We start from the raw sequence: 21,717 nt of genomic DNA on the forward strand, positions 1-21,717 counted from the left end.
GAGCATAGTCGTAAGTGTTCGAACATCATCGGGCACAACTGATGCATCAGTCAGCTCGCATCGCAATTCCCGGGTCAAATTCCCATGGATTTAGGGAGGAAACGGGCATCTAGTCGCCACATTCATTGCGCTTATCTCAACGCATCCGTACCGTGTCGGCCATGCGGCAACAGTTCGACGTGGCGGAACGCGTACGTCAGGTGATCGGCGAAGCCGGTTGTACCCAGCGCGAATTCGCGCGGCGGGTCGTGATGGACCCGTCCAAGCTCTCGCGTTCGCTCAGCGGGAGCCGGCGCTTCACCGTGGCCGAGCTGGCGCGGATCGCCGACGCCGGGAACGTGGACGCCGGATGGCTGCTCGGCACCACGACGGACGGTGCGGCGGACGGAGCGGCGGATGGCGCGGCGGACGGCGGAGCCGGCAGAGCGGACGCCGGGGCGGCCGGGGCGCCGCGGCCGCCCGCCCCCACCGCGCCCCCCGACAGCGGGCGGCCGCTGCAAATCGTGCGGGAGACGGTCCGGCTCATCGCCGAGCGCGGCTTCCACGCCGTACGCGTCGCCGACATCGCCGCCGCCTGCGACACCAGCACCGCCACCATCCACTACCACTTCCCGGGCCGCGCCGAGCTGCTCGAGGCCGCCGTGCGCTGGTGCATGGACGAGGACACCGCGCGCCGCGCCGCCCGGATCGCCGAGGCCGACGACGCGCGCGAGGAGCTGCGGCAGCTGATCGCGCTCCAGGCGCCGTACACCGAGCGGCAGCGGCAGCAGTGGCTGGTGTGGATGGACCTGTGGGCCGAGGCCGCGCGGTCCACGGCCATCGGACGGCTGCACGCCGACTTCTACCAGCAGTGGCGGCGGACCGTGGCCGAGGTGATCCGGCGCGGTATCGAACAGGGGGTCTTCCGCCCCGTCGACCCGAAGTTCAGCGCGCTGCGCCTGACCGCGCTGATCGACGGACTCGCCATCCAGGTGCTGGCCACCGGGCCCGGTGCGGGCAGTACGACCGCCGAGGCCATGGACATCGCCTGCAACGCGTACGTGGACACCGAACTGGCCGTACGGCGCCCCGGCGCCGACGCGACCGCCGCGCGACGATCCGGCGCCGACGCGGCCGGGCCGACCGCCGACCAGCCAGGACCGTAGCTCCGCACCACCAGAGTCGCACCACAAGAGTGCGGTGCACCGCGAGAGAGGGAGAGAAGCCCATGCCCATGAACGACAGCGTCATCATCACCTGTGCCCTGACCGGCGCCGGTGACACCGTGGGCCGCAGCCCCCATGTCCCCGTCACCCCCGAGCAGATAGCCCGCTCCGCCGTCGAGGCCGCGGAGGCCGGGGCGGCCGTCGTCCACATCCACGTACGCGACCCCGAGACCGGCGCCCCCGCCCGCGATCCGCGGCTGTACCGCCAGGTCGTGGAGCGGGTCAAGGAAACCGGCACCGACGTCGTCATCAACCTCACCGCGGGCATGGGCGGCGACCTGGTCATCGACCCGGAGAACCCGCTCACCCACCTCCCCGGCACCGACCTGGTCAGCGGTCTGGACCGGCTCCCCCACGTCGAGGACCTGCTCCCGGACATCTGCACCCTGGACTGCGGCTCGCTCAACTTCGGCGACGGCAGCAACCTCTACGTCTCCACCCCCGACATGCTGCGCACCGGCGCCAAGCGCATCCAGGAGCTGGGTGTACGCCCCGAGCTGGAGATCTTCGACACCGGGCAGCTGTGGTTCGCCAAGCAGCTGCTGGCCGAGGGGCTGCTGGACGACCCGACCGTCTTCCAGCTGTGCATGGGCATCCCGTGGGGTGCCCCGGCCGATCCGGGCGTGCTCGCGTCGATGGTCAACATGCTGCCCGAGGGCGCCCAGTGGGCCAGCTTCGCACTGGGCCGGATGCAGATGCCGTGGGTCGCGCAGTCCATCCTGCTCGGCGGGAACGTACGGGTCGGTCTTGAGGACAACCTCTACCTCAGCCGGGGCGTCAAGGCCACCAACGGCCAGCTCGTCGAGCGCGCGGTCCAGATCACGGAGCTGCTGGGCGCGAAGGTCGCCACACCGGACGAGGCGCGGCAGCGGCTGGGCCTCAAGCCCCGCGCGTAATCCCCCGCGTAGTCCCCCCACCGTCTCCCCGCTCTTCCCCCTCACACCCTTAGGACCGCCATGCCCTCATCCCCCTGCGCCCCCGAAGAGGTACGCCGCGTCGCCTGTGTCGGCGCCGGAGTCATCGGCGGCGGCTGGGTCGCCCACTTCCTGGCGCGCGGCTACGACGTCACCGCCTGGGACCCGGCCCCCGACGCCGAGGAGAAGCTGCGCCGTCTCGTGGCGGCCGCCTGGCCCGCCCTGGAGCAGATCGGTCTCGCCGACGGCGCCTCCCCGGACCGGCTGACCATCGCCGCGACCGTGGCGGAGGCCGTGGCCGACGCGCAGTTCGTCCAAGAGAGCGCCCCGGAGAAGCTGGAGCTCAAGCGGTCGCTGCTGGCCCAGCTGGACGCGGCGGCCCCGCCCGGGGTCGTCATCGCGTCCTCCACCTCCGGCTATCCGATGACCGATATGCAGACCGAGGCCGCCGACCCCGGCCGCCTCGTCGTCGGCCACCCCTTCAATCCGCCGTATCTCATTCCGCTGGTCGAGGTCGTCGGCGGGAAGCGGACGGACGCCGCGGCGGTCGAGTGGGCCTCGCGCTTCTACAAGGTGGCGGGCAAGTCCGTGATCACCATGGAGCGCGAGCTGCCCGGCTTCATCGCCAACCGGCTCCAGGAGGCGCTGTGGCGGGAGGCGCTGCACATGGTGGCCAACGGTGAGGCCACGGTGAAGGAGATCGACGACTCCATCACCGAGGGACCCGGACTGCGGTGGGCGTTCATGGGTCCGTGCCTCACGTTCGCCCTGGCGGGCGGCGACGGAGGCATGGGACATATGCTCGACCACTTCGGACCCTCGTTGAAGTCTCCGTGGACCCGTCTCGAGGCGCCTGAGCTGGACGACACGCTGCGTGCGGCCATGGTCGACGGCTGTGACGAGGCGGCGGGCAGCCGTACCATCGCGCAGCTCGTCGCGGAGCGGGACCAGGGCGTCATAGACGTCCTGCGGGCGACTGGCCGTCTGCCGCGGCAGCGCACCGAGGGGACGGACGGCATCGCACATACCCCCAGCACCATGGGAGACGAGAAGTGAGCAGCACGCTCCCCGACTACCGGCAGATCGTACGTCCCGAGTGGATCGACTACAACGGCCATATGAGCGAGGCGTTCTACGTCCTCGTCTTCGGCCACAGCACCGACGAGATGATGGTGGAGACCGGGCTCGACTCCGCCTACCGCGCCAAGACCGGCTGCTCCCTCTACACCGTGGAGTCGCACATCCGGTACCTGAACGAGGTCGAGGAGGGCGCCGAACTCACCATTCGTACGCGCGTCATCGGCGTGGACGAGAAGAAGGTCCGGTTCACCCACGAGATGCATGTGGGCGAGCCGGACGGCGCCCCCGTGGCCACGACCGAGCTGCTCGCGCTCCACATCGACCAGAAGGAGAGCCGCTCGGCCCCGTTCCCCGATGAGGTCAAGGAGCGGCTGACGGATCTGCTCGAGAAGGCCCCCGAATGGGCGGGCCGGGCGATCGGCCCGGTCCCGGCCGAGGCGGGTTGAACGACCGCCGTACCGCCTGAACGCCCCGGCCCCGGATTCGTCCGGGGGCCGGGGCGTTCGCCGTTCCGGACGGGGGACGGGGTGAGGTTGAATGGCGGTGGCGGGGGAAACGCCGAGGGACGCGCGGGGCGAGGAGTGACGACGCCATGGCGGACGCCGGACCGGCCGGAAATGGGGCCGGAAACGGAAACAGGGCCGGGGACGGCAAGGGCGGTCGGCGCGTCGAGCTGAGCGAGGTGCCCGAGACCCTGCTGTGGAACCTCTATATGCGGGCCGCCGAGGCCCGCCGGGCGCGGACCGTGCTGGACGACCCCAAGGCCGTGGAGCTGGTCGAGCGCGTCGACTACCCCTTCGAGGAGACCTTCGGGCCGCCCAGCCCGCTGCTGGCGCAAGGCCACGCGCTGCGGGTCCGCACCTTCGACACCGCCGTTCGGGCCTTCCTCGACGAGCATCCGGACGGCACGGTCGTCACGCTCGCCGAGGGTCTGGAGACGCAGTACTGGCGGGTGGACAACGGGCGGGCGCGCTGGCTGTGCGTGGAGCTGCCGGAGACCGCCGAGGTGCGGCGGGCGCTGCTGCCGGACGAGGAGCGGCGGCGCACCCTCGCGCGCTCGGCGCTCGACCTGTCCTGGCGGGACGAGGTCGATCCGGCGCACGGGGTGCTGATCACCGCGCAGGGGCTGCTGATGTATCTGCGGCCGACCGAGGTGAAGGACCTGATCGCGGGGTGCGCCGAGCGGTTCCGGGGCGGGGCGCTGGTCTTCGACGCGGTGCCGCGGTGGTTCAGCGCCCGGACGGTACGCGGCGAGATGCGCACCGCGGGGGGCTATCAGGCGCCGCCCATGCCGTGGGGCATGGACGCGGGTGAGCTGCCGAAGGTACGGACGGCCCATCCGGCGATCACGGACGTGCGCGAGGTGCCGCCGCCGCGCGGGCGGGGGTTCTACTACGGGGCGCTGGCGCCGCTGATGCGGTGGCTGCCCGCGGTGCGGAACCTGCGGCCGACGATGACGGCGATAGCGCGCTTCTCGTGAGCTTCCGCGGCCCGTCCCAGCGGACAGATCACTCCGGCGGGACGCTGGTGCGTGCGCCTCGATTGTCATGTACGTCCACGCTAGCCGCGAACACCCCGGAATGGCCCCGCACCGGCGGCACGGCACGGTGACCGAGGGACAGCGGAGAGAATGGACGGGTGAGACGCCCGCCAGACACCACCGGCCCGATACGGCCCCGGCTGCCGTCCCCCGTGCGGGACGTGGCCGATCCATGGCTCGCCGACCGGGGTGTGCGGCTGCGGCTGAAGCGGGACGACCTGATCCACCCGCTGGTGCCGGGCAACAAGTGGCGCAAGCTCGGCCCGAATCTGCGCGTGGCCGTCGAGGGCGGCCACACCCGGCTGGTCACGTTCGGCGGGGCGTACTCCAACCACATCCGGGCGGTGGCGGCGGCGGGGGCCGCGTACGGGCTGGCGACGGTCGGGGTGATCCGGGGCGACGAGCTGGCCGACGCGCCGCGCAACTGGTCGCTGGCGCGGGCCGAGGCACACGGCATGGAGCTGGCCTTCGTCACCCGTTCCGCCTACCGCGAGACGCTGCGCGGCCTGGGCGAGGACGACTCGGGCACGCTGCGGGCGCTGGAGGAGCGGTGGGGGCGCGCGTATGTGCTCCCGGAGGGCGGTACGAACGTGCTGGCGGCGCGCGGGGCGGCGGAGCTCGTCGCGGAGCTGCCCGACCTGCCCGTCCTGGGGCCGGGCGATGTGGTGTGCTGCGCGGTGGGCACCGGCGGCACGCTGGCCGGGATCGCGGCCGGGCTCCCGGGCGGCGCCCGGGCGGTGGGGTTCGCCGTCCTGAAGGGGGCGGAGGGCTACCTGGAACGCGAGGTGACCGCGCTGCACGAGCGGGGGTGGGGGCGGGCCTTCGCCAACTGGCGGATCGAGCACGGCTACCACGGCGGCGGCTACGGGCGGGTCCCGGCGGAGCTGGAGGCGTTCGCGGCGGAGTTCGAGGCGCGGCACGGGGTCCGGCTGGAACGGCGGTATGTGGCGAAGCTGCTGTGGGGTCTGTACGGGCTGGTGGAGCGGGGTGAACTGGCCCCGGGCAGCCGGGTGACGGCGGTGATCACCGGACCGCCGGATCCGGAGCCGGGGCCGGGGCCGGATCCGGAGCCGGAGCCGGAGCCGGGGCCGGATCCGGGGCCGGGGCACACGGCGCACGGGGTCGGCCGAAGGTGATCAGTCGAAGGTGATCAGTCGGGGATGCGGAGGCGCATGACCCTCGTCGCCGCGTGGCGGACCGTGCCTTCCTGCCGGACCTCGACGGTCAGGTCCGGGGCGATCGGGCGGTAGGCGGTCTCGGCGCCGACCCGGTCCAGGGCGGTGGGGAGTTCGGCGGGCGGGGGCCCGGGGTCGGGCAGGTCGCGCAGGGCCGTGCTGAGCTGGGCGCGGACGGCCGTGGAGAGCGGGGCGGAGATCAAGGGCACGTCGTCGCCGGGGAGCACCAGCGCGAGGGCGCGCGGGCGGAGGCGGGGGCCGACGACGCCGACGACCACGGCGTCCCGGGTCTCCGAATGGCGCACCTTCCGCCAGTGGCGGCCCGGCCGGTAGGGCTGGTCCAGCTCCTTGATGACCAGGCCCTCGATGCCGATCTCCAGAAGCGACTCGTACCAGGTGGCGGCGAGCTCCGGATCGGTCGTCATCGGCACGGCCTGGAGCGGTGGGCCGAGCGGTTCGAGGAGCGCCATCAGCCGGGCGCGGCGCTGTTCGTACGGAAGCGGCCGCAGGTCCTCCGCACCGATCGCGAGCAGGTCGAAGGCGGCGTAGGAGGCGGGCAGTTCCCGGGCGAGCCTCCCCGCCCGGGACTCGGACGCGGCGAAGGCGCGCTTCTGGACGGCGGCGAAGTCCGTACGGCCGCCCGCCCACACCACCACCTCGCCGTCGAGGACCGTGCCGGGCGGCAGCGGCCGCGCGGCGGCCACCAGGTCGGGGAAGGCGCGGGTGACGATGCGGCCGGAGCGGGCCTGCATCCTTACGGTGTCGGCCAGCCGGAAGATCAGCAGCCGATGGCCGTCGAACTTGGGCTCGTAGGCCAGCCGCCGTCCGGGCGGGGCGGTGGGCAGGATCGGGACGACACGGGCCAGCGCCACCTCGACCGGCGGCTGAAGGGGCGGCTCAGGGGAGGGCGGCGACGTCATCGGTCGGTCACGCCTTCGTCGTCGCCTTGGCCGAGGTCTTCGTCCTCCTCGACGGCGGCCCCGCCCGTCGGCAACGGACGCGCCTCGGCCGGGTCCAGCAGCGGGGCGAGCAGATCCCCGTGGCGGTCGAGCCGCGCGGGGATGTCGTCGATCAGGAAGGTCAGCGCCGCCGGGTCGCCGCACGCCTCGACCTCCTCCCAGGTGACGGGCGCGGAGACGGCCGGTTCGGGGACGGCCCGGGGGGTGTAGGGGGCGGCGGTGGTCTTCGCGGCGGCGTTCTGGCTGAAGTCCACGTACACCTTCCCCGGCCGCAGCGAGCGGGTCATCTTACGGATGACGAGGTCCGGCATGGCGTTCGCGGCCTCCAGGGCCAGCCGTCTGGCGTAGGCGGTGGTCTGCCGGGAGGGGGTCGGCTCCACCGGCACCAGCAGATGCAGCCCCTTGGAGCCACTGGTCTTCGCGTACGCCGTAAGGCCGTCATCGGCCAGCCGCTCGCGCAGCCATACGGCGACGACGCGGCAGTCCACGACCGTGGCGGGCGGTCCGGGGTCCAGGTCGAAGACGAGCCGGTCGGCGATGCCCACGCCCTGGTCGATCCGCCACATCGGGGTGTGGAGCTCCACCACGAGGTTGGCCGACCACATCAGCGAGGGCAGGTCCTGGATCACCACCTGTCGCGCGGTCTCCCCCTTATGGCGGGTGACCTCGGCCGTCGTCACCCAGGAAGGCGTGCCCGGAGGCGGGTTCTTGGTGAAGAACTTCTGGCCGTCGGGGCCGTCCGGGTAGCGCAGGAACGCCAGCGGCCGCCCACGCAGATGGCCGAGGAGCGCGTCCGCGGTCGACGCCAGATAGTGCAGCAGCTCGCCCTTGGTGGTGCCGGTGGCCGGATGGATGACCTTGTCGAGGTTCCTGAGCGTGATCCGCCGCCCCTCCACCTCCGCGATCGGGGACATACGATAAGAATCTCACGAAAGGGATCAAGCATGCGATCTATCTGGAATGGGAACATTTCCTTCGGCCTGGTGAGCATTCCGATCAAGATCTATCCGGCCACCGAGGACCATTCGATCTCGTTCCGGCAGATCCACACCCGCGACAACGGCCGCATCCGCTACCGCAAGGTCTGCGAGCTCGAGGACAAGCCGGTCGAGTCGAGCGAGATCGGGCGGGCGTACGAGGACGCGGACGGCGCGCTGGTCCCGATCACCGAAGAGGATCTCGCGGCGCTTCCGCTGCCCACCACCCACACCCTGGAGATCGAGGCGTTCATCTCCGCCTCCGAGATCGATCCGCTCCAGATGGGCGACGCCTACTACCTGGGCACCAGCGGCGCCGCCGGGGCCAAGCCGTACACCCTGCTGCGCGAGGCGCTCAAGCGCAGCGAGAAGGTCGCCATCGCCAAATACGCCCACCGCGGCCGGGAGCGGCTGGGGATGCTGCGCGTCGTCGGCGACACGATCGCGCTGCACCGGCTGCTCTGGCCGGACGAGGTGCGCGAGCCCGCGGGGGTGGCCCCCAAGGAGAAGGTGACCGTGAAGCCGGCGGAGCTGGACCTCGCGGACACCCTGATGGAGACGCTCGGAGAGGTGGATCTGAACGATCTGCGCGACGAGTACCACGAGGCGCTGGAGGAGCTGGTGGCGGCGAAGGTGTCCGGCGCGACGCCCACCGCCGAGCCCGGTGAGCGGCCCGCGGGCGCGCAGGTGGTCGACCTGATGGCGGCGCTGAAGGAGAGCGTCCGCAGCGCGAAGGAGGCGCGGGGCGAGGGGGCCGGGGAGGGCGAGGGCGAGGGCGCATCGGAGGGTGAGGCCGAGGAGGAGGGGGAGGCGACGGTCCACGAGCTGCGCGGCCGCAAGAAGGCACCGGCGAAGAAGGCCGCGTCGGGGAAGGCCGCGTCGGGGAAGAAGGCACCCGCGGCGGAGAAGAAGACGACGGCGGCGACGAAGAGGGGCGGGACGAAGGCGGCGAAGGGGGCCGAGTCGGCGGAGGGGGGCGCGGGGAAGGCTGCCGGGAGGAAGCAGACGGGTACGAAGAAGGCTGCGGCCAAGAAGAGCGCGGCCAAGAAGACCACCGCGAAGAAGCAGACGGGCAAGCGGACCGCCTCCTGATGCGGTCCTGGCACCGCCAGGGCGTAGCGCCTGCGGCGGGCTGTCCCCTACCCGCCCCTTCCCGAACCATGGGGCTCCGCCCCCCTGGACCCCCGACGCCCTTCGGGCGTGTCCTCAAACGCCGGACGGGCTGAAACAGCCTCTCCGGCGCACGCGGAGGGTGGTCCGGGGCGGACGGGCCGGAATCAGCCCCTCCGGCGATTGAGGAGCGGGGTCCGGGGCGGAGCCCCAGTTGTGGGGAGGGGCGGGTAGGGGAACGCCCGCCGCAGGCGCGACCCGGTCAGCGGAACGCGGCCACGTGGTCCTCCACCCACTGGGCGAACGTCAGCCCGGGGCGCCCCGTGATGCGCTCCACCTCGGGCGAAACCGTCTGCGGCCGGTCCACCAACTCCGCGAAGACCCGCAGCAGCGAGTCCGCCATCTCCGGCGTGAGGAACCCGCCGACCATCCTCTCCCGCGCCGCCTCCGGCGGGATCTCCTCGTACCGGAGCGGCCGCCCGATGACCTCACCGATGATGCGCACCTGGTCGGCGAAGCTCAGCGACTCGGGCCCGGTCAGCTCCGGCGCCTTGCCGACCAGGTCGTCGGTGAGCAGGGCACGGGCGGCGACCGCGCCCATGTCGGCCTCGTGGATGAGCGCCATCTGCGCCCCGGCGTACGGGCCGTACACCACGTCCCCGGCCTTGATCTGATCCACCCACTGCATCGCGTTCGCGGCGAAGCCGCCCGGTCGGACGAACGTCCACTCCAGACCCGTGCGCTCGACCTCGTCCTCCAGCGAGCGGTGGCGGGCGCCGATCGGGTTCCGCTGCGGATCGACATCGTCCAGGACGGAGGACGAGGAGAGCATCACGATCCGGCGCACCCCGCTCTCCTTGGCCCGCTCCAGGATCTTCTCGGACCCGACCTGCCAGACCACCGCGGGGTTCAGGAACAGCGCCGTGGCGCCGTCCAGGGGCAGCTCATCGGTGCGGGCCGCCCGCACGCCCTCCGGCAGCCGGGCCGCCTCGGGGTCGCGGGTGAGCGCGAGCACCTCGGCGCCCGCGTCGGCCAGCTGCTTCACCACATGACTGCCGACGTTTCCGGTGGCTCCGGTCACCACGAACATGATCAATCTCCTTGCCTGGTATGCGATCCCTACGTAACCGCAGCCAGGCTCATCCAAACGGATGACATTGTCAAACAATTAGATGAGAGTATGGCCGGAACCCCCGGCTAGCCTGTCCGGGCCGAGGAAGAGGAGATGACGACGATGCAGGGGACGCCCAAGAGGCCCCGCCGCGCCCCCACGCCCGAGGAGCGCAAGCAGTGCCCGGAGCGCTCCCGGCGGCTGCTGCTGGAGGCAGCCATGGACGAGTTCTCCGAGAAGGGGTTCGCGGGCGCGCGCGTCCAGGACATCGCGGACCGTGCGGGCCTCAACAAGCAGCTGATCACCTACTACTTCGGCGGCAAGGAGGGCCTCTACCGGGAGCTGGGCCGTGAGTGGCTGCGGCACGAGGCGACCTTCAACGATCCCGCGGTCCCGTTCGAGGAGCTGGTCACCCGCTACCTCCGGGAGGCGTTCGACGACCCCCGCGGCATCCGGCTGGCCATCTGGCAGGGGCTGACCGGCGAGGTGGCGGACGAGCCGCGCGAGGACCTGTCCGACCTGCGGCGCCGGCAGGCGGCGGGCGAGCTGGCGGACGACCTCGACCCGGCCGCCGTGCTGCTGATGTGCTACGCCGTGGTCTCCGCACCGGCCACCATGCCGCACGCCGTCCGCCAGATCTTCGGCATCGAGCCGGACTCGCCGGAGTTCCGGGAGCGGTGGGAGGAGCAGCTGCGCCGGATCGTCCGCCACCTCGCCGCGTAACCGCACGCCCGCGCCCGCGCCCGCGCCCGCGCCCTACAAGCCTTACGCCCTACGGCCCTCCGTCTTACGCCCTCCGACCCGTCGGCCCTCCGCCCTACCGTCGGCTCACTCGGTCACCCCGTCGATCTGGAACGTCTGCACCGACTTCTCGGCGAACGGAACGCTCAGCCGCTTCCCGGCCAGCGCCGTGTCCCGGCGCGCGGTGTAGAGATCGCCGGTGCCCGAGGTCTGGGTGGACCAGCGCGGCACCAGCCCGCCGGTGCCCCCGGTGACCTGGCCGAAGCGGGACAGATCGAAGGTGAGCGTCTGCGCGGCGCCGGGGTTGACGGCGACGAGCACGAGCCGCCGCGCGCCCGGGTCGTACGCGGCGACCGCGTGGTCCGAGCCGGTCTCCAGGATCCGCATCCCGGGGCGGATGTGGCGGGTGAACTGCGCGAGCACGTAGTACTTGGTCTGCACGGCGCCGGGCTGGGCGGTGTCCGGGTCGTAGTGGATCAGCGCCCAGCCCGCGCTGGGGTCCATGACCTGCCAGTAACACCACGCGGTGGGGTGCAGCCAGCGGAAGTCCAGGCAGAGGTTGGTGGCGAGGGTGAGGCCGGTGCCGTCCTTGTCGCCGGTCTCGGAGTTCCACAGCTTCTTGCCCGCCGCGCGCACATCCGCGTACAGCAGATCGCGGCGGCCGCCCGAGCCCTGGTAGCCGTGGACGTTGACCTGGTCGACCAGGGCGCGGGTGGCGGTGTCGAACGAACTCCAGGTGGTGCGGGCCAGGTCGTAGGCGGTCTCGTCCGACGCCGAGATCCGGGTGCCGGTCAGCCCGCGCGCGTCGAGTTCGGTGCGGAGGTGGCCGAGGACGGTCCGCTGGACCGCCGCGTCGACGTGGCAGCCCTCCTGGGTGCCGTCCGCCTTCCACCACGCCGAGGAGGGCTCGTTGAACGCCTCGACGGTGGCGAAGCGGACGCCCCAGTGGTCCTGGGCGTAGCGGGCGGTGGTGGCGAGGTAGAGCGCGAACTGGCGGTAGTTCCAGGACTGGAGGTTGTTGCCGCCGTCCGCCGCGCCGGACGGGTTGTGGTTGAGACACATCCACCACATGGGCGAGTTGGAGAACAGCTCGCTGACGGCACCCCGCTGGACGGCCTTGGCCAGCGCCGCCCGCTGGACCGCGTCGGCGTTCCAGTGCCAGGCCGCGGAGGCGGGGTCCTCGCTGTTCCAGTCGTGCCAGTAGCCCTCGATCTGCTTGAACCGGGGGATGTTGGGCGAGGCCACCATGGACTCGCCGCCCACACTGGTCCAGGCGCAGCCGCCCAGGTTGTAGCGGGCGATGTTCAGCCCGAGACCGGGCAGCGACCGGCCGCCGTAGCCCACCGACTTGGTGGTGAAGAAGAGATCGGCGAAGTCGTCCCGCTGTCCGAAGAGATTGGCCCACCAGGCGAGCGAGGTGCCCCAGCCCTCCCAGGCCCCGTGGTCGGTGCCGGGGTCGACGCCGATGGTCTCGTCGGCCCAGGCGGTACCGGTCGTGAGGGCAGTGCCGAGCACGGTGGTGCCCGCCGCCGCCAGAAGCGTTCTGCGCCGCATCGTCAGTCCCCTCCGCCGCACCGGCCCCCGTCGCTTACGAAGCGTCGGGGCAGCGGCGGGCGTTGTCGAGAGGTGTGACAGCGCTTTCTACGGGCCGGCCGAGGGCCACACGGTGACGGTCCGCCCGTAATTCGGTTGCCTCCGCCCGCCCCGGTGTCCAGGATGTCCGCGACCTCACGTCCACGAACGGCTACGAGCAGGAGCGACCGATGCGCCGATTCCTCGGAACGACACAGCGCCCCCACCGGACGACCGTCTTCGAGGACCTCAGCATCCATGCCCAGCTCTCCACGGGTCTCACGGACCCTCAACATCGGTGTGCTCGCCCATGTCGACGCCGGTAAGACCAGCCTGACCGAGCGGCTGCTCTACGACGCCGGGGTGATCGACCGGCTCGGCAGCGTCGACACCGGGGACACCCAGACCGACACCGGCGAGATCGAGCGGCAGCGCGGTATCACCGTGCGGACCGCGGTCGCGTCCCTCACCGCCGGGGACACCCAGATCAACCTGATCGACACCCCCGGCCACTCCGACTTCATCGCCGAGGTCGAGCGCGCCCTCGGGGTGCTCGACGGCGCGGTGCTCGTGCTGTCCGCCGTCGAGGGCGTCCAGGCGCAGACCAGGGTGCTGATGAAGACCCTGCGGCGGCTGCGGCTCCCGGTGCTGCTCTTCGTCAACAAGATCGACCGTGCGGGCGCCCGCGACGAGGGGCTGCTCGCCGATATCCGGCGCGCCCTGGCACCGCATCTCGTCCCGCTGACGACCGTAAGGGAGTTGGGCACGCGCAACGCCCGCGCCCGGCCGCGCTCCCTGGCCGATCCGGGGGTGCGCGCCGAGGCGGCCGAGGTGCTGGCCGAGACCGATGACGCGATGCTCGCGCGAGTCGTGGACGGCCCGCTGCCCTCGGCCGAGGAGGTGGCGGCGGCGCTCGCGGCCCGTACGGCGGCCGGGCTGGTGCATCCGGTCTTCTTCGGCTCGGCGCTCAGCGGCGAGGGCGTCGGGGCGCTGGTCGAGGGGGTGGCGCGGCTGGTGCCGCCCGCGCCGGGCGGCGCGGAGCCGCGCGGCACGGTCTTCGCCGTGGAGCGCGGTGGAGGCGGCACAGGCCGCGGAAGCGGCACAGGCGGTGGGGGCGGCGGCGGCACGGGCGGCGGCAGGAGCGGCGGCCATGGTGGCCGTGGCGGCCATGGTGGCCGTACGGCCTATCTGCGGCTGTTCTCCGGCGAGGTGACGCTGCGGCAGCGGGTGACCCTGCACCGCCGCGAGCCCGGCGGCGCCCTTACCGAGCACACCGGGCAGATCACCGCCCTGGAGGTCATCGGCGACGCGGGGGCCGCGCGGGGGCCGCTGACCGCCGGGAACATCGCGAGGGTCAAGGGGCTGCCCGGGGTCCGGGTCGGCGACCGGCTCGGGCCCGTCCACGACGCCCCGTCCGACCGGCGGCACTTCGCCGCGCCCAGCCTCCAGACCCTCGTCCACGCCCGCGAGCCCGGCGCCGCCGCCGCGTCCCGGCTGCACACCGCGCTGCTCGACCTGGCCGACCAGGATCCGCTGATCCACGCGCGGGCGATGCCGGGCGGGGCCACCTCGGTGCTGCTGTACGGCGAGGTGCAAAAGGAGATCATCGCGGCCACGCTGGTCCAGGACTACGGCATCGAGGCGGACTTCGAACCGAGCCGTCCGGTGCTGGTCGAGCGCCCCTCGGGGGCCGGCGAGGCCGTCCGCGAGATCGCCCGGGTCGGCCACACCGGGCCGTGGGCGACCGTCGGGCTGCGCGTGGAGCCCACCGAGCGCGGCGCCGGGGTGGTCTTCGGCTATGAGACCGAACTGGGCGCGCTGCCCCGGGCGTTCCACAACGCGATCGAGGAGACCGTGTACGAGACGCTGTTCCACGGGCCCCGGGGGCGCTCGGTGACGGACTGCCGGGTCGTCCTCGTCCGCTCCGGGTTCATCGGCCCGCTGAGCACCGCGGGCGACTTCCGCGACCTCACCCCGGTGGTGCTCGGGGAGGCCCTGGAGCGCGCGGGGTGGCGGATCTACGAGCCGTACCACGCCTTCGAGCTGGAGCTTCCGGCCGAGGCGCTCGCCGCGGTCACCGCCCAGCTCGCCGCCGCCGAGGCGGACATCGGCGAGAGCGTGGACGGTGCCACGGGGTGGCTGCTGCGGGGCGAGCTCCCGGCCCGCAGGGTGCACGGTTTCGAGCGGATCCTGCCCCGGCTGACGCACGGCGAGGGGGTGTGGTGGTCCCGGCCGTGCGCCGACCGGCCGCTGCGCACCGGGGCGGCGGCCCCGGGCCTCGGCTCCTAGCTTCCAGCCCTGGATTCCAGCAGCTCCCTGGCTCCCAGCAGCTCCTGGCTCCTAGATCCCGGGCGGCCCCACCCGGGTGTAGACGAGGCTGTTGCTGTTGCCGCCGGGCGTGGTGACCTGTACGTTCACCGGCCCGGCGGGCCCGGATGGGGCGATGGCGGTGACCCAGATGTCGGAGACGACGGTAAAGGAGGCGGGCGTGGAGCCGAAGAGCACCGAACTGGTGGTGGTGAGACCGCTGCCGAAGAGCGTGACCGTGGTCCCGGCGTCGAGCGGCCCCTCGGTCGGCGAGAGGCTGCTGAGGACGGGCGTGGAGACATAGGTGTACGGGACGCCGTTGCTGGTGCCGCCCGGCGTCACCACCGTGATCTGCACGGTGCCGCTGCCCGGCGGCGCCACGGCCGTGATCTGCGTGGCCGACACCACCGTGAAGGACGTGGCGTTGACGGCCCCGAACCTGACCGCCGTAGCGCCGAGGAGGTTGGTGCCGGTCAGGGTGACGGTCGTACCGCCGGAGGTGGGGCCCTGGGCGGGTGCGGCGCCGGTGAGGGTGGGGACCCCGACGTAGAAGTACGTGACCCCATTGCTGGTGCCGCCCGGCCCGGTCACGGTGATCTGCACCGGCCCGGTGGCCCCCGGCGGGGCGACCGCCGTGATCTGCGTCGCCGACACCACCGTGAACGACAAGGCGGGCGTCGAGCCGAAAGTGACCGCCGTGACGCCCGTAAGGCCGCTACCGGTGAGCGTCACCGTATTCCCACCACCGACCGGCCCCTGCCCCGGCGAGACGGACGTCAACACCGGCGCCGGCACCGCCACATAGGTGTACGACACCCCATTGCTCGTCCCACCCGGCGTCGTCACAGTGACCTGCACCGTGCCACTGCCCGGCGGCGCCACCGCCGTGATCTGCGTCGCGGACATCACCGTGAAGGACGTGGCGCTGACGGCCCCGAACCTGACCGCCGTAGCACCCGTGAAGCCGCTGCCCGTCAGCGTGACGGTATTGCCGCCACCGGTCGGCCCCTGCCCCGGCGAGACGGACGTGAGCACAGGTGCCGGCACCGCCACATAGGTGTACGACACCCCATTGCTCGTCCCACCCGGCGTCGTCACGGTGACCTGCACCGTGCCACTGCCCGGCGGCGCCACCGCCGTGATCTGCGTCGCGGACATCACCGTGAAGGACGTGGCGTTGACGGCCCCGAACCTGACCGCCGTAGCACCGAGGAGGTTGGTGCCGGTCAGGGTGACGGTCGTACCGCCGGCGGCGGGACCCGTGGCGGGCGAGATGGCGGTGAGCGTGGGGGCGGCGGCATAGCCGAACGCCACCCCGTTGCTCGTCCCGGCCGGTGTCGTCACCGTGATCTGCACGGTGCCGCTGCCGGGCGGCGCCACCGCCGTGATCTGCGTGGCGGAGACCACGGTGTACGACAGTGCGAAGTTCGGGCCGAAGCGGACCGCCGTGGCCTGGGTGAAGTTGCTCCCGGTCAGCGTGACCGGGGTCCCGCCGCCGGGCGAACCGACGGCGGGGCTCACGGAACTGATCACAGGAGGGGACGCCATGGCCGTCGAGGGACCGGTGCCTGTACCTGTGGCTTGAGGGGTACTCAAGGTGGATCTCCTTCTGGCGGGTCGCCCCACGGGGTGATCAGATGCCCGGACCGGCCACGTACTGGAACTGGGTCGGGGCGGTGGCGCTGCCGGCCAGGGTGGTCACCGTGATGTCGGCGGGGCCGGGCTGCCCGTCCGCGGTGGGTGGCGAGACGGCGGACAGGCTGGTGTCGCTGATGACGGTGAACGGCGCCGCGATGCCGCCGAAGGTCACCGACTGGGTGGTGGACAGGTTGGTGCCGGTGATGGTCACCGCCGTACCGCCGGAGGGCGGGCCCGAGGTCGGCGTGAAGCCGGTGACCGTCGGGGTGGCCACATAGGTGTAGGAGAAGCCGTTGTTGCTGCCGCCCGCCGTGGTGACGGTCACCCCGACCGGCCCGGCCGCGGCCCCGGCCGGTACGGCCACGGTGATCTGGCTGTCGGAGACGACCGTCGGTGTCGCGGAGTTGGCGCCGAAGGCCACGGCGCTGGCGGTCGAAAGACCGGTTCCGGTGATGGTGACGGTGTTGCCACCGGCGAGCGGCCCGGAGGTCGTGCTCAGGGAGGACTTGAAGGGCGGGCCGACGTAGTAGAAGTTCAGCGGGTTGCTGGTGCCGCCGGGCGTGGTCACGGTCACCTGCGCCACCCCGCTGCCGGACGGCGTGGTGACCGTCACGGAGGTGGCGTTGTTGGCGGTGATGGTGGCCAGTTTGCTTCCGAAGTGCACGGCCGTGGCACCGCCGAGGTTGGTGCCGGTGATGACGACGGTCTGTCCGCCGGCGGATGACCCCTGGTTGGGTGTGATGGGCATGACGCGTTGCCTCCTGACGTGAGGGCGGGGCGTGGACGGGACCGGGCGGGCTGGACCCGCGCGCGCTCGCGGCGGTCCGGTGCGCGACCGCGGGCTTTGGGGCACCCGCCCGGTCCTCCTCGCGGTACGCCTGGCGCCCGGCTCCGGCGAGGACGCGGCGCCCCCAGCGCCGAAAGAATCGACGGGAGGTTCCACCGCACACTTTCAGTAATCCATCCGACGTAGCCCGCCACAAGAAAGGTGACGCCACGTCACCCGAATGGCCGGGCGCGCGGGACCGGCGGCGCCGCACACCGGACGCGCCGGGCCTGCCATCCCGCCCCCGTACGGCCCTGGCACGCCCCGCTCCGGCCCCGGCCCCGCCCCGATCCGGACCCGGCCCCACCCCGATCCGGACCCGGCGCCGGCCCTTTCCGGACCCGGCGCCGCCCCTCACCCGTTCCCGTGACCCATCGGACGGACGGGTCACTTCCGTACCTCCCGGGCGTATGCTCTTGCCACATGGGGGCGGAAATGGGCATTACCGCCGATGCGACCTCCAGCGGGGGCACATGGCGGGTGAGGATCCGTAGTTCGGGCGGTGACGTCCTGGGCGCCGGAATCCTCCTGGGCAGTGAGACAGTGCTGACGTGCGCCCATGTGATCCCCGACGACGGGCTCCCGGTGCCCGCCACCGAGGTGCTGGTCGAGCTGGTCGAGGTGCACGAGGCCCAGCCCGTCCCCGCGCGCGTCGCCGACGGCTGCTGGGTGCCCCAGCGCTCCGACGGCTGCGGCGATGTGGCGCTGCTGCGGCTGGGTCGGCCGCAGCCCGCCGAACACGCCGCGCCGCTCTACCGGCTGCCGCCGGTGCTCGGCCGGCCGGTGTGGATGGGCGGCTTCCCCGAGGGGCTCGACAACGGCCACTACCTGCGCGCGAAGACCGCCGGACGGGTCGGCCCCCGGGCCGAGTGGGTGGGCCTCGACCCCAAGTCGCCCCGGGACGTGGTCCGTAAGGGCTTCAGCGGCGCCGGGGTGGAGGACGAGGCGACCCGGCATGTCATCGGCATGGTCGTCAGCCGGTACGACGACCCCGTCGGCGTGCCCTCCGCCGAGCGTCTCAGCGTCTCCTACATGATCCCGGTCGAGACGATCGTGCGCCATCTGCCGGTGGTCCACCGCTGGGTGCGCGGGGACCCCGGGGTGGACCGGCCGCTGGTCTCCCCGCTGACCACCGGCGTCCAGGACGTCGGCTTCGCCCAGCGGCTCGCCCTATGGTTACGCCGGGAGCCCCTGACCGGGCGCGCGGGCATCACGGACGTGGAGACCGTGGTCATCGAGGACGACGACCACGCGCGTTACGAGGCGCTCAGCCGCGCCATCACGCTCGCCGACCGCGAGCTGTCGGGCGGCGGCCCCGACGAGGCCGTCTCGGCCGCGCCGCACGGCACCGTACCGCCGCTGGGCAGCGTGGACCTGGCCATCGACGTCACCAAGCGCACCGACACCGAGGTCGCGCTGCGGGTCGCGGACCGGATGGATCTGCGCTCGCCCGGTGACACCTCCCCGCTCAGCCGGGTCCGGGCCAACGCGGTGCCGCTCACCATCGTGGCCGTCGGCGTGGACCGCGCCCGCGACCCGGAGGCGCTGGTCGGCTTCATGAAGCTGCTCGCCGACCGGGGCAGCCGGCTGCTGCTGGTCTTCCGCGACCCCCACTCGAGCGGACTGCGGCTGGCCGAGCGGCTGTTCCGCCCCGACGCGGCCCGGATCGACGCCTGGCTGGACGAGCTCGCCGGGCGGGTGGCCCTCGCCGCCGACCGCGAGCACGAGACGGCCGAGCGCGGGGCGCGCCGCTCGCCCTCGGCGGACGCCGAGGACGCCACGGCCCTGCGGATCAATCTGACCCGGCTGCGCTCCGACCCCGAACTGCGCTCCCACCGCATCGTCGCCAAGCTGGCCGCGTTCGAGCACTCGGTGCGGGCGGTCGCCGAGCGGGCCGAGGAGACGCTGCGGGTGATCGACGCCCAGCAGCCCGCGGTCCAGGAGCTGAAGTGGCAGCTGGTGTCGTACACGGTGATGCTCGGGACCAAGGCCGAGTCCGAGCGGGCCGAGCTGATCCCGCTGCACCGCGCCGCGGTGCGGCTGCTGGCCGAGGTGCCCTGCGATCTGCCGGAGGCCCGCCGCGCGGTCGACCGGTTCGTGGCCGCCGTGCACACACCGCCGGAGGGGGAGGCGCCATGACGGGCTCGACGGATGGGACGGTCTGCAATCGCCAGGACTGCCGCGGCGAGGGCCTGGGCCGGATCAACGCCCGGGGTTTCTGCTCGGAGTGCGGCCGCAGACCCCTGCCCGCCGCCCCTCCGCCCGCTCCCCCGCCCGCCCCGCCCGCCGCCCCTCTGGCGTCCGAGTCCACCGCGACCACGGCCCGCGCCCGCCGCCGCGATGTGGCGCGGAAGTTCACGGTGCGGCCGGCGGGCGAGGGCCTGCTGGACCTGCCCCGCGTCGAACTGCCCTCGCTGCGCGACCTGGTGATGGACGATCCGCATCCGCCGTCGCGCGGCCAGACCTGCGGCTGGGAGGGGTGCGACGAGATCGTGGGCGCGCCCTACGCCGGACAGTCCGCGCTCTCCCGAGGCTACTGCCCGCGCTGCCGCCATCAGTTCGACTTCACCCCGCGGCTGAGCCCCGGCGATCTGCTGGGCGATCAGTACCGGGTGATCGGCTGCGTCGGGTACGGCGGGCTCGGCTGGGTCTATCTCGCCGAGGACACCCAGCTGGACGACCAGCCCGTGGCCATCAAGGGCCTGATCAACAACGAGGACGAGGCGGCCCTGCGGGTGGCGGTCGAGGAGCGCCGCTATCTGACCGTGCTCGACCACCCCGGCATCGTCCGGATCATCAACTACGTCACCCAGCCCGACCCCCGCGACGACGGCGCGCTGACGGGCTACATCGTGATGGAGTTCGTCGGCGGGATGACCCTCGCCCAGATCAAGGACCACATCGCGGACGCGGTGCGGCCGTACGACGGGCCGCGGCTGTTCGAGCACATCCTGGCCTACGGCTGTCTGGTGCTGCGCGCGGTGGGCTATCTGCACGGCGAGAAGCTGCTGTACTGCGATCTCAAGCCGAGCAATGTGATGCACTACGAGGACCGGGTCAAGGTGATCGACCTCGGCGCGGTGCGGCGGCTGGGCCAGCGGGACGGCGGGCCGCCGGTGATCACCGAGGCATTCGCCGCCCCCGAGGTGCTGGCCCGGGGCGCCTCCGCGCTCACCGAGCGCCATGACCTCTTCGGGGTCGGGCGGACGCTCGAGGAGCTCTCGGACAAGGCCGCCCGGCAGGCCCAGCGGCCACCGGGCCTGGGCGCCGAGTCCTACCGCCGGGTGCTGGCCCGCGCCACCGCGGCCGACCCGGACCGGCGGTTCGGGTCGGCCGCGGAGATGTCCGAGCAACTGTGGGGCGTGCTGCGGGAGATCCACTCGCTGCGGCTGAGCCGGGAGCAGCCCGAGCCGTCCACGCTCTTCGCCCCGACCTCGGCGCTGCTGGACTCCTCGCTGGGCCGGATCCCGGACCTGGAGCGCTGGCTGGACGGGGAGCCGCGCCCGCTGCTGGCGTCCGGGCTGCCCCGGCCGGAGCGGGTGCCGCTCGGGCTGCCGGTGCCGTTCCCGGACGCGGCGGATCCCGGCGCGGCGCTGCTGGGCGTCCCGACCGACAGCGGGCCGCGGCGGCTGATCGAGCAGCTGCACGCCTTCCCCCGCCCGTCCGCCGAGATCCGGCTGCGCGTCTGCCGCGCCTATCTGGAGCTGGGCGAACGGGACGCGGCGGCCGATGAGTTGGCGGCCGCCGTGGAGCTGATCGGCTCCGCCGCCCCGTACGACTGGCGGCTGTCCTGGCACCGCGCCCTGCTGCGGCTCGCGGACGGCGCGGTGGCCGACGCCCGGCGCGAGTTCGACGAGGTCTACAGCGCCCTGCCCGGGGAGTACGCGCCCAAGCTGGCGCTCGGCTACTGCGCCGAGCACCTGGGCGACCACGAGGCCGCCAAACGGTTCTACGAGGCGGTGTGGCAGCGCAACCGCTCGCAGGGCAGCGCGGCCTTCGGGCTGGCCCGGCTCCGGCTCGCGGCGGGCGACCGGGGCGGCGCGGTGGAGATCCTCGGCGGGGTGCCGAAGGTCTCCCGCCACTACGACGCCGCGCGGATCGCCATAGTGCGGGTGCTGTCGGGGCGGCTGGGCCACCCCGACGCCCTGCCGACGGCCGAGGACCTGGCGGAGGTGCGCACGCGGCTGCCGCGGCTGTATCTGGACGAGGGGCGCGAGTCGGGCCCGGCCCGGGACCGGCTGACGGCGGAGTCGCTGGAGGTGACGCTGGACTGGGCGGAGCGGCAGCCGGGGGCCGGGGAGCAGATGGGTGGGCCCGCCGGGCACGCCCGTTCACGGCGCTGGATACGGAAGGGGCGCGCCGATCCGGCGGCTGACGCGCCCCGGAGGGGAACCGAACGCCCGTCACTGGTGTATGGGGAGTGGGAGGACGAAAGCGCGCTGCGCGCCGAGCTGGAGCAGACCCTGCGCCGGCTGGCCCGGCAGGCGGACAGCCCCGAGGCGCTCGGGGCGCTGATCGACCGCGCGAATGCCATCAGGCCCATGACCCGCGTCTGACAGGGG

General features: G+C 73.0%; 17 protein-coding genes. 11 read left to right on the forward strand and 6 right to left on the reverse strand.

What is annotated here, in order from left to right; translation table 11 throughout:
• Nucleotides 1-161 precede the first annotated feature (161 nt).
• The 6 genes from ABD329_RS14045 to ABD329_RS14070 all read left to right on the forward strand — a co-directional run bounded on the left by ABD329_RS14045 (nucleotide 162) and on the right by ABD329_RS14070 (nucleotide 5,875).
• Nucleotides 162-1,145: a TetR/AcrR family transcriptional regulator gene (locus ABD329_RS14045; RefSeq protein WP_344316405.1), complete on the forward strand. Its 984-nt coding sequence runs from the start codon at nucleotides 162-164 to the stop codon at nucleotides 1,143-1,145.
• Nucleotides 1,146-1,207: 62 nt separating this feature from the next.
• Nucleotides 1,208-2,101, forward strand: coding sequence for a beta-keto acid cleavage family enzyme (locus ABD329_RS14050; RefSeq protein ID WP_198282142.1), 894 nt, complete (start codon nucleotides 1,208-1,210; stop codon nucleotides 2,099-2,101).
• A gap of 60 nt (nucleotides 2,102-2,161) precedes the next feature.
• On the forward strand, nucleotides 2,162-3,175 hold the full coding sequence (locus ABD329_RS14055) for a 3-hydroxyacyl-CoA dehydrogenase NAD-binding domain-containing protein (RefSeq protein WP_198281887.1): 1,014 nt from the start codon (nucleotides 2,162-2,164) through the stop codon (nucleotides 3,173-3,175).
• Nucleotides 3,172-3,645, forward strand: coding sequence for a thioesterase family protein (locus tag ABD329_RS14060; protein ID WP_198281888.1), 474 nt, complete (start codon nucleotides 3,172-3,174; stop codon nucleotides 3,643-3,645). Before ABD329_RS14055 ends, ABD329_RS14060 begins: the two co-directional genes overlap by 4 nt.
• A 146-nt stretch (nucleotides 3,646-3,791) precedes the next feature.
• A complete protein-coding gene (locus ABD329_RS14065) occupies nucleotides 3,792-4,679 on the forward strand; it encodes a class I SAM-dependent methyltransferase (protein ID WP_246619138.1) in 888 nt (295 codons plus the stop codon).
• 158 nt (nucleotides 4,680-4,837) lie between these two features.
• Nucleotides 4,838-5,875, forward strand: a complete 1,038-nt coding sequence (locus ABD329_RS14070) for a 1-aminocyclopropane-1-carboxylate deaminase/D-cysteine desulfhydrase (protein ID WP_344316406.1) — start codon at nucleotides 4,838-4,840, stop codon at nucleotides 5,873-5,875.
• Between the two features lie 14 nt (nucleotides 5,876-5,889).
• On the opposite strand, the gene ABD329_RS14075 is transcribed toward ABD329_RS14070, so the two are convergent.
• Nucleotides 5,890-6,834 carry an ATP-dependent DNA ligase gene (locus tag ABD329_RS14075; protein ID WP_344316407.1) on the reverse strand — a complete coding sequence of 315 codons (945 nt, stop codon included), beginning with the start codon at nucleotides 6,832-6,834 and terminating at the stop codon, nucleotides 5,890-5,892.
• Nucleotides 6,831-7,787, reverse strand: coding sequence for a non-homologous end-joining DNA ligase (gene ligD, locus ABD329_RS14080; protein WP_198282123.1), 957 nt, complete (start codon nucleotides 7,785-7,787; stop codon nucleotides 6,831-6,833). Before ligD ends, ABD329_RS14075 begins: the two co-directional genes overlap by 4 nt.
• 30 nt (nucleotides 7,788-7,817) lie before the next feature.
• On the opposite strand from ligD, the gene ku reads away from it, so the two are divergent.
• Nucleotides 7,818-8,942 carry a non-homologous end joining protein Ku gene (gene ku, locus ABD329_RS14085; protein ID WP_344316408.1) on the forward strand — a complete coding sequence of 375 codons (1,125 nt, stop codon included), beginning with the start codon at nucleotides 7,818-7,820 and terminating at the stop codon, nucleotides 8,940-8,942.
• 280 nt (nucleotides 8,943-9,222) lie between these two features.
• Here the strand turns inward: ku and ABD329_RS14090 are convergent, their stop codons facing one another.
• Nucleotides 9,223-10,050, reverse strand: a complete 828-nt coding sequence (locus ABD329_RS14090; protein ID WP_198280231.1) for an NAD(P)H-binding protein — start codon at nucleotides 10,048-10,050, stop codon at nucleotides 9,223-9,225.
• Nucleotides 10,051-10,185: 135 nt separating this feature from the next.
• Here ABD329_RS14090 and ABD329_RS14095 point away from each other — a divergent pair, with 135 nt between their 5' ends.
• A complete protein-coding gene (locus tag ABD329_RS14095; RefSeq protein WP_246618908.1) occupies nucleotides 10,186-10,794 on the forward strand; it encodes a TetR/AcrR family transcriptional regulator in 609 nt (202 codons plus the stop codon).
• A gap of 105 nt (nucleotides 10,795-10,899) precedes the next feature.
• Here the strand turns inward: ABD329_RS14095 and ABD329_RS14100 are convergent, their stop codons facing one another.
• Nucleotides 10,900-12,366 (reverse strand): glycoside hydrolase, encoded by a 1,467-nt coding sequence (locus tag ABD329_RS14100; protein ID WP_198280230.1) that lies wholly within the window; start codon nucleotides 12,364-12,366, stop codon nucleotides 10,900-10,902.
• 276 nt (nucleotides 12,367-12,642) lie between these two features.
• Here ABD329_RS14100 and ABD329_RS14105 point away from each other — a divergent pair, with 276 nt between their 5' ends.
• Entirely contained in the window at nucleotides 12,643-14,673 is a 2,031-nt protein-coding gene (locus ABD329_RS14105) for a GTP-binding protein (RefSeq protein ID WP_198280229.1), read from the forward strand.
• A gap of 51 nt (nucleotides 14,674-14,724) precedes the next feature.
• Here the strand turns inward: ABD329_RS14105 and ABD329_RS14110 are convergent, their stop codons facing one another.
• Nucleotides 14,725-16,317: an IPT/TIG domain-containing protein gene (locus ABD329_RS14110; protein WP_425574328.1), complete on the reverse strand. Its 1,593-nt coding sequence runs from the start codon at nucleotides 16,315-16,317 to the stop codon at nucleotides 14,725-14,727.
• Nucleotides 16,318-16,324: 7 nt separating this feature from the next.
• Nucleotides 16,325-17,077, reverse strand: a complete 753-nt coding sequence (locus ABD329_RS14115; protein WP_198280227.1) for an IPT/TIG domain-containing protein — start codon at nucleotides 17,075-17,077, stop codon at nucleotides 16,325-16,327.
• A gap of 501 nt (nucleotides 17,078-17,578) precedes the next feature.
• On the opposite strand from ABD329_RS14115, the gene ABD329_RS14120 reads away from it, so the two are divergent.
• Both ABD329_RS14120 and ABD329_RS14125 read left to right on the forward strand, forming a co-directional pair.
• On the forward strand, nucleotides 17,579-19,294 hold the full coding sequence (locus tag ABD329_RS14120) for a S1 family peptidase (protein ID WP_246619222.1): 1,716 nt from the start codon (nucleotides 17,579-17,581) through the stop codon (nucleotides 19,292-19,294).
• The gene (locus ABD329_RS14125; protein ID WP_344316409.1) at nucleotides 19,291-21,711 is read left to right on the forward strand and encodes a serine/threonine-protein kinase; all 2,421 of its coding nucleotides are present in this window, start codon (nucleotides 19,291-19,293) and stop codon (nucleotides 21,709-21,711) included. Before ABD329_RS14120 ends, ABD329_RS14125 begins: the two co-directional genes overlap by 4 nt.
• Nucleotides 21,712-21,717: the final 6 nt, after the last annotated feature.

It is taken from the genome of Streptomyces javensis (genome assembly GCF_039525925.1).
GTDB lineage: Bacteria > Actinomycetota > Actinomycetes > Streptomycetales > Streptomycetaceae > Streptomyces > Streptomyces asiaticus.

Bases quoted from the DNA above. Each gene is read 5' to 3' on its own strand.
- ABD329_RS14075 (WP_344316407.1), bottom strand. From the start codon at position 6,834: ATGACGTCGCCGCCCTCCCCTGAGCCGCCCCTTCAGCCGCCGGTCGAG.
- ABD329_RS14055 (WP_198281887.1), top strand. From the start codon at position 2,162: ATGCCCTCATCCCCCTGCGCCCCCGAAGAGGTACGCCGCGTCGCCTGT.
- ligD (WP_198282123.1), bottom strand. From the start codon at position 7,787: ATGTCCCCGATCGCGGAGGTGGAGGGGCGGCGGATCACGCTCAGGAAC.
- ABD329_RS14090 (WP_198280231.1), bottom strand. From the start codon at position 10,050: ATGTTCGTGGTGACCGGAGCCACCGGAAACGTCGGCAGTCATGTGGTG.
- ABD329_RS14065 (WP_246619138.1), top strand. From the start codon at position 3,792: ATGGCGGACGCCGGACCGGCCGGAAATGGGGCCGGAAACGGAAACAGG.
- ABD329_RS14115 (WP_198280227.1), bottom strand. From the start codon at position 17,077: ATGCCCATCACACCCAACCAGGGGTCATCCGCCGGCGGACAGACCGTC.
- ABD329_RS14050 (WP_198282142.1), top strand. From the start codon at position 1,208: ATGCCCATGAACGACAGCGTCATCATCACCTGTGCCCTGACCGGCGCC.
- ku (WP_344316408.1), top strand. From the start codon at position 7,818: ATGCGATCTATCTGGAATGGGAACATTTCCTTCGGCCTGGTGAGCATT.
- ABD329_RS14095 (WP_246618908.1), top strand. From the start codon at position 10,186: ATGACGACGATGCAGGGGACGCCCAAGAGGCCCCGCCGCGCCCCCACG.
- ABD329_RS14120 (WP_246619222.1), top strand. From the start codon at position 17,579: ATGGGGGCGGAAATGGGCATTACCGCCGATGCGACCTCCAGCGGGGGC.
- ABD329_RS14125 (WP_344316409.1), top strand. From the start codon at position 19,291: ATGACGGGCTCGACGGATGGGACGGTCTGCAATCGCCAGGACTGCCGC.
- ABD329_RS14045 (WP_344316405.1), top strand. From the start codon at position 162: ATGCGGCAACAGTTCGACGTGGCGGAACGCGTACGTCAGGTGATCGGC.
- ABD329_RS14105 (WP_198280229.1), top strand. From the start codon at position 12,643: ATGCCCAGCTCTCCACGGGTCTCACGGACCCTCAACATCGGTGTGCTC.
- ABD329_RS14100 (WP_198280230.1), bottom strand. From the start codon at position 12,366: ATGCGGCGCAGAACGCTTCTGGCGGCGGCGGGCACCACCGTGCTCGGC.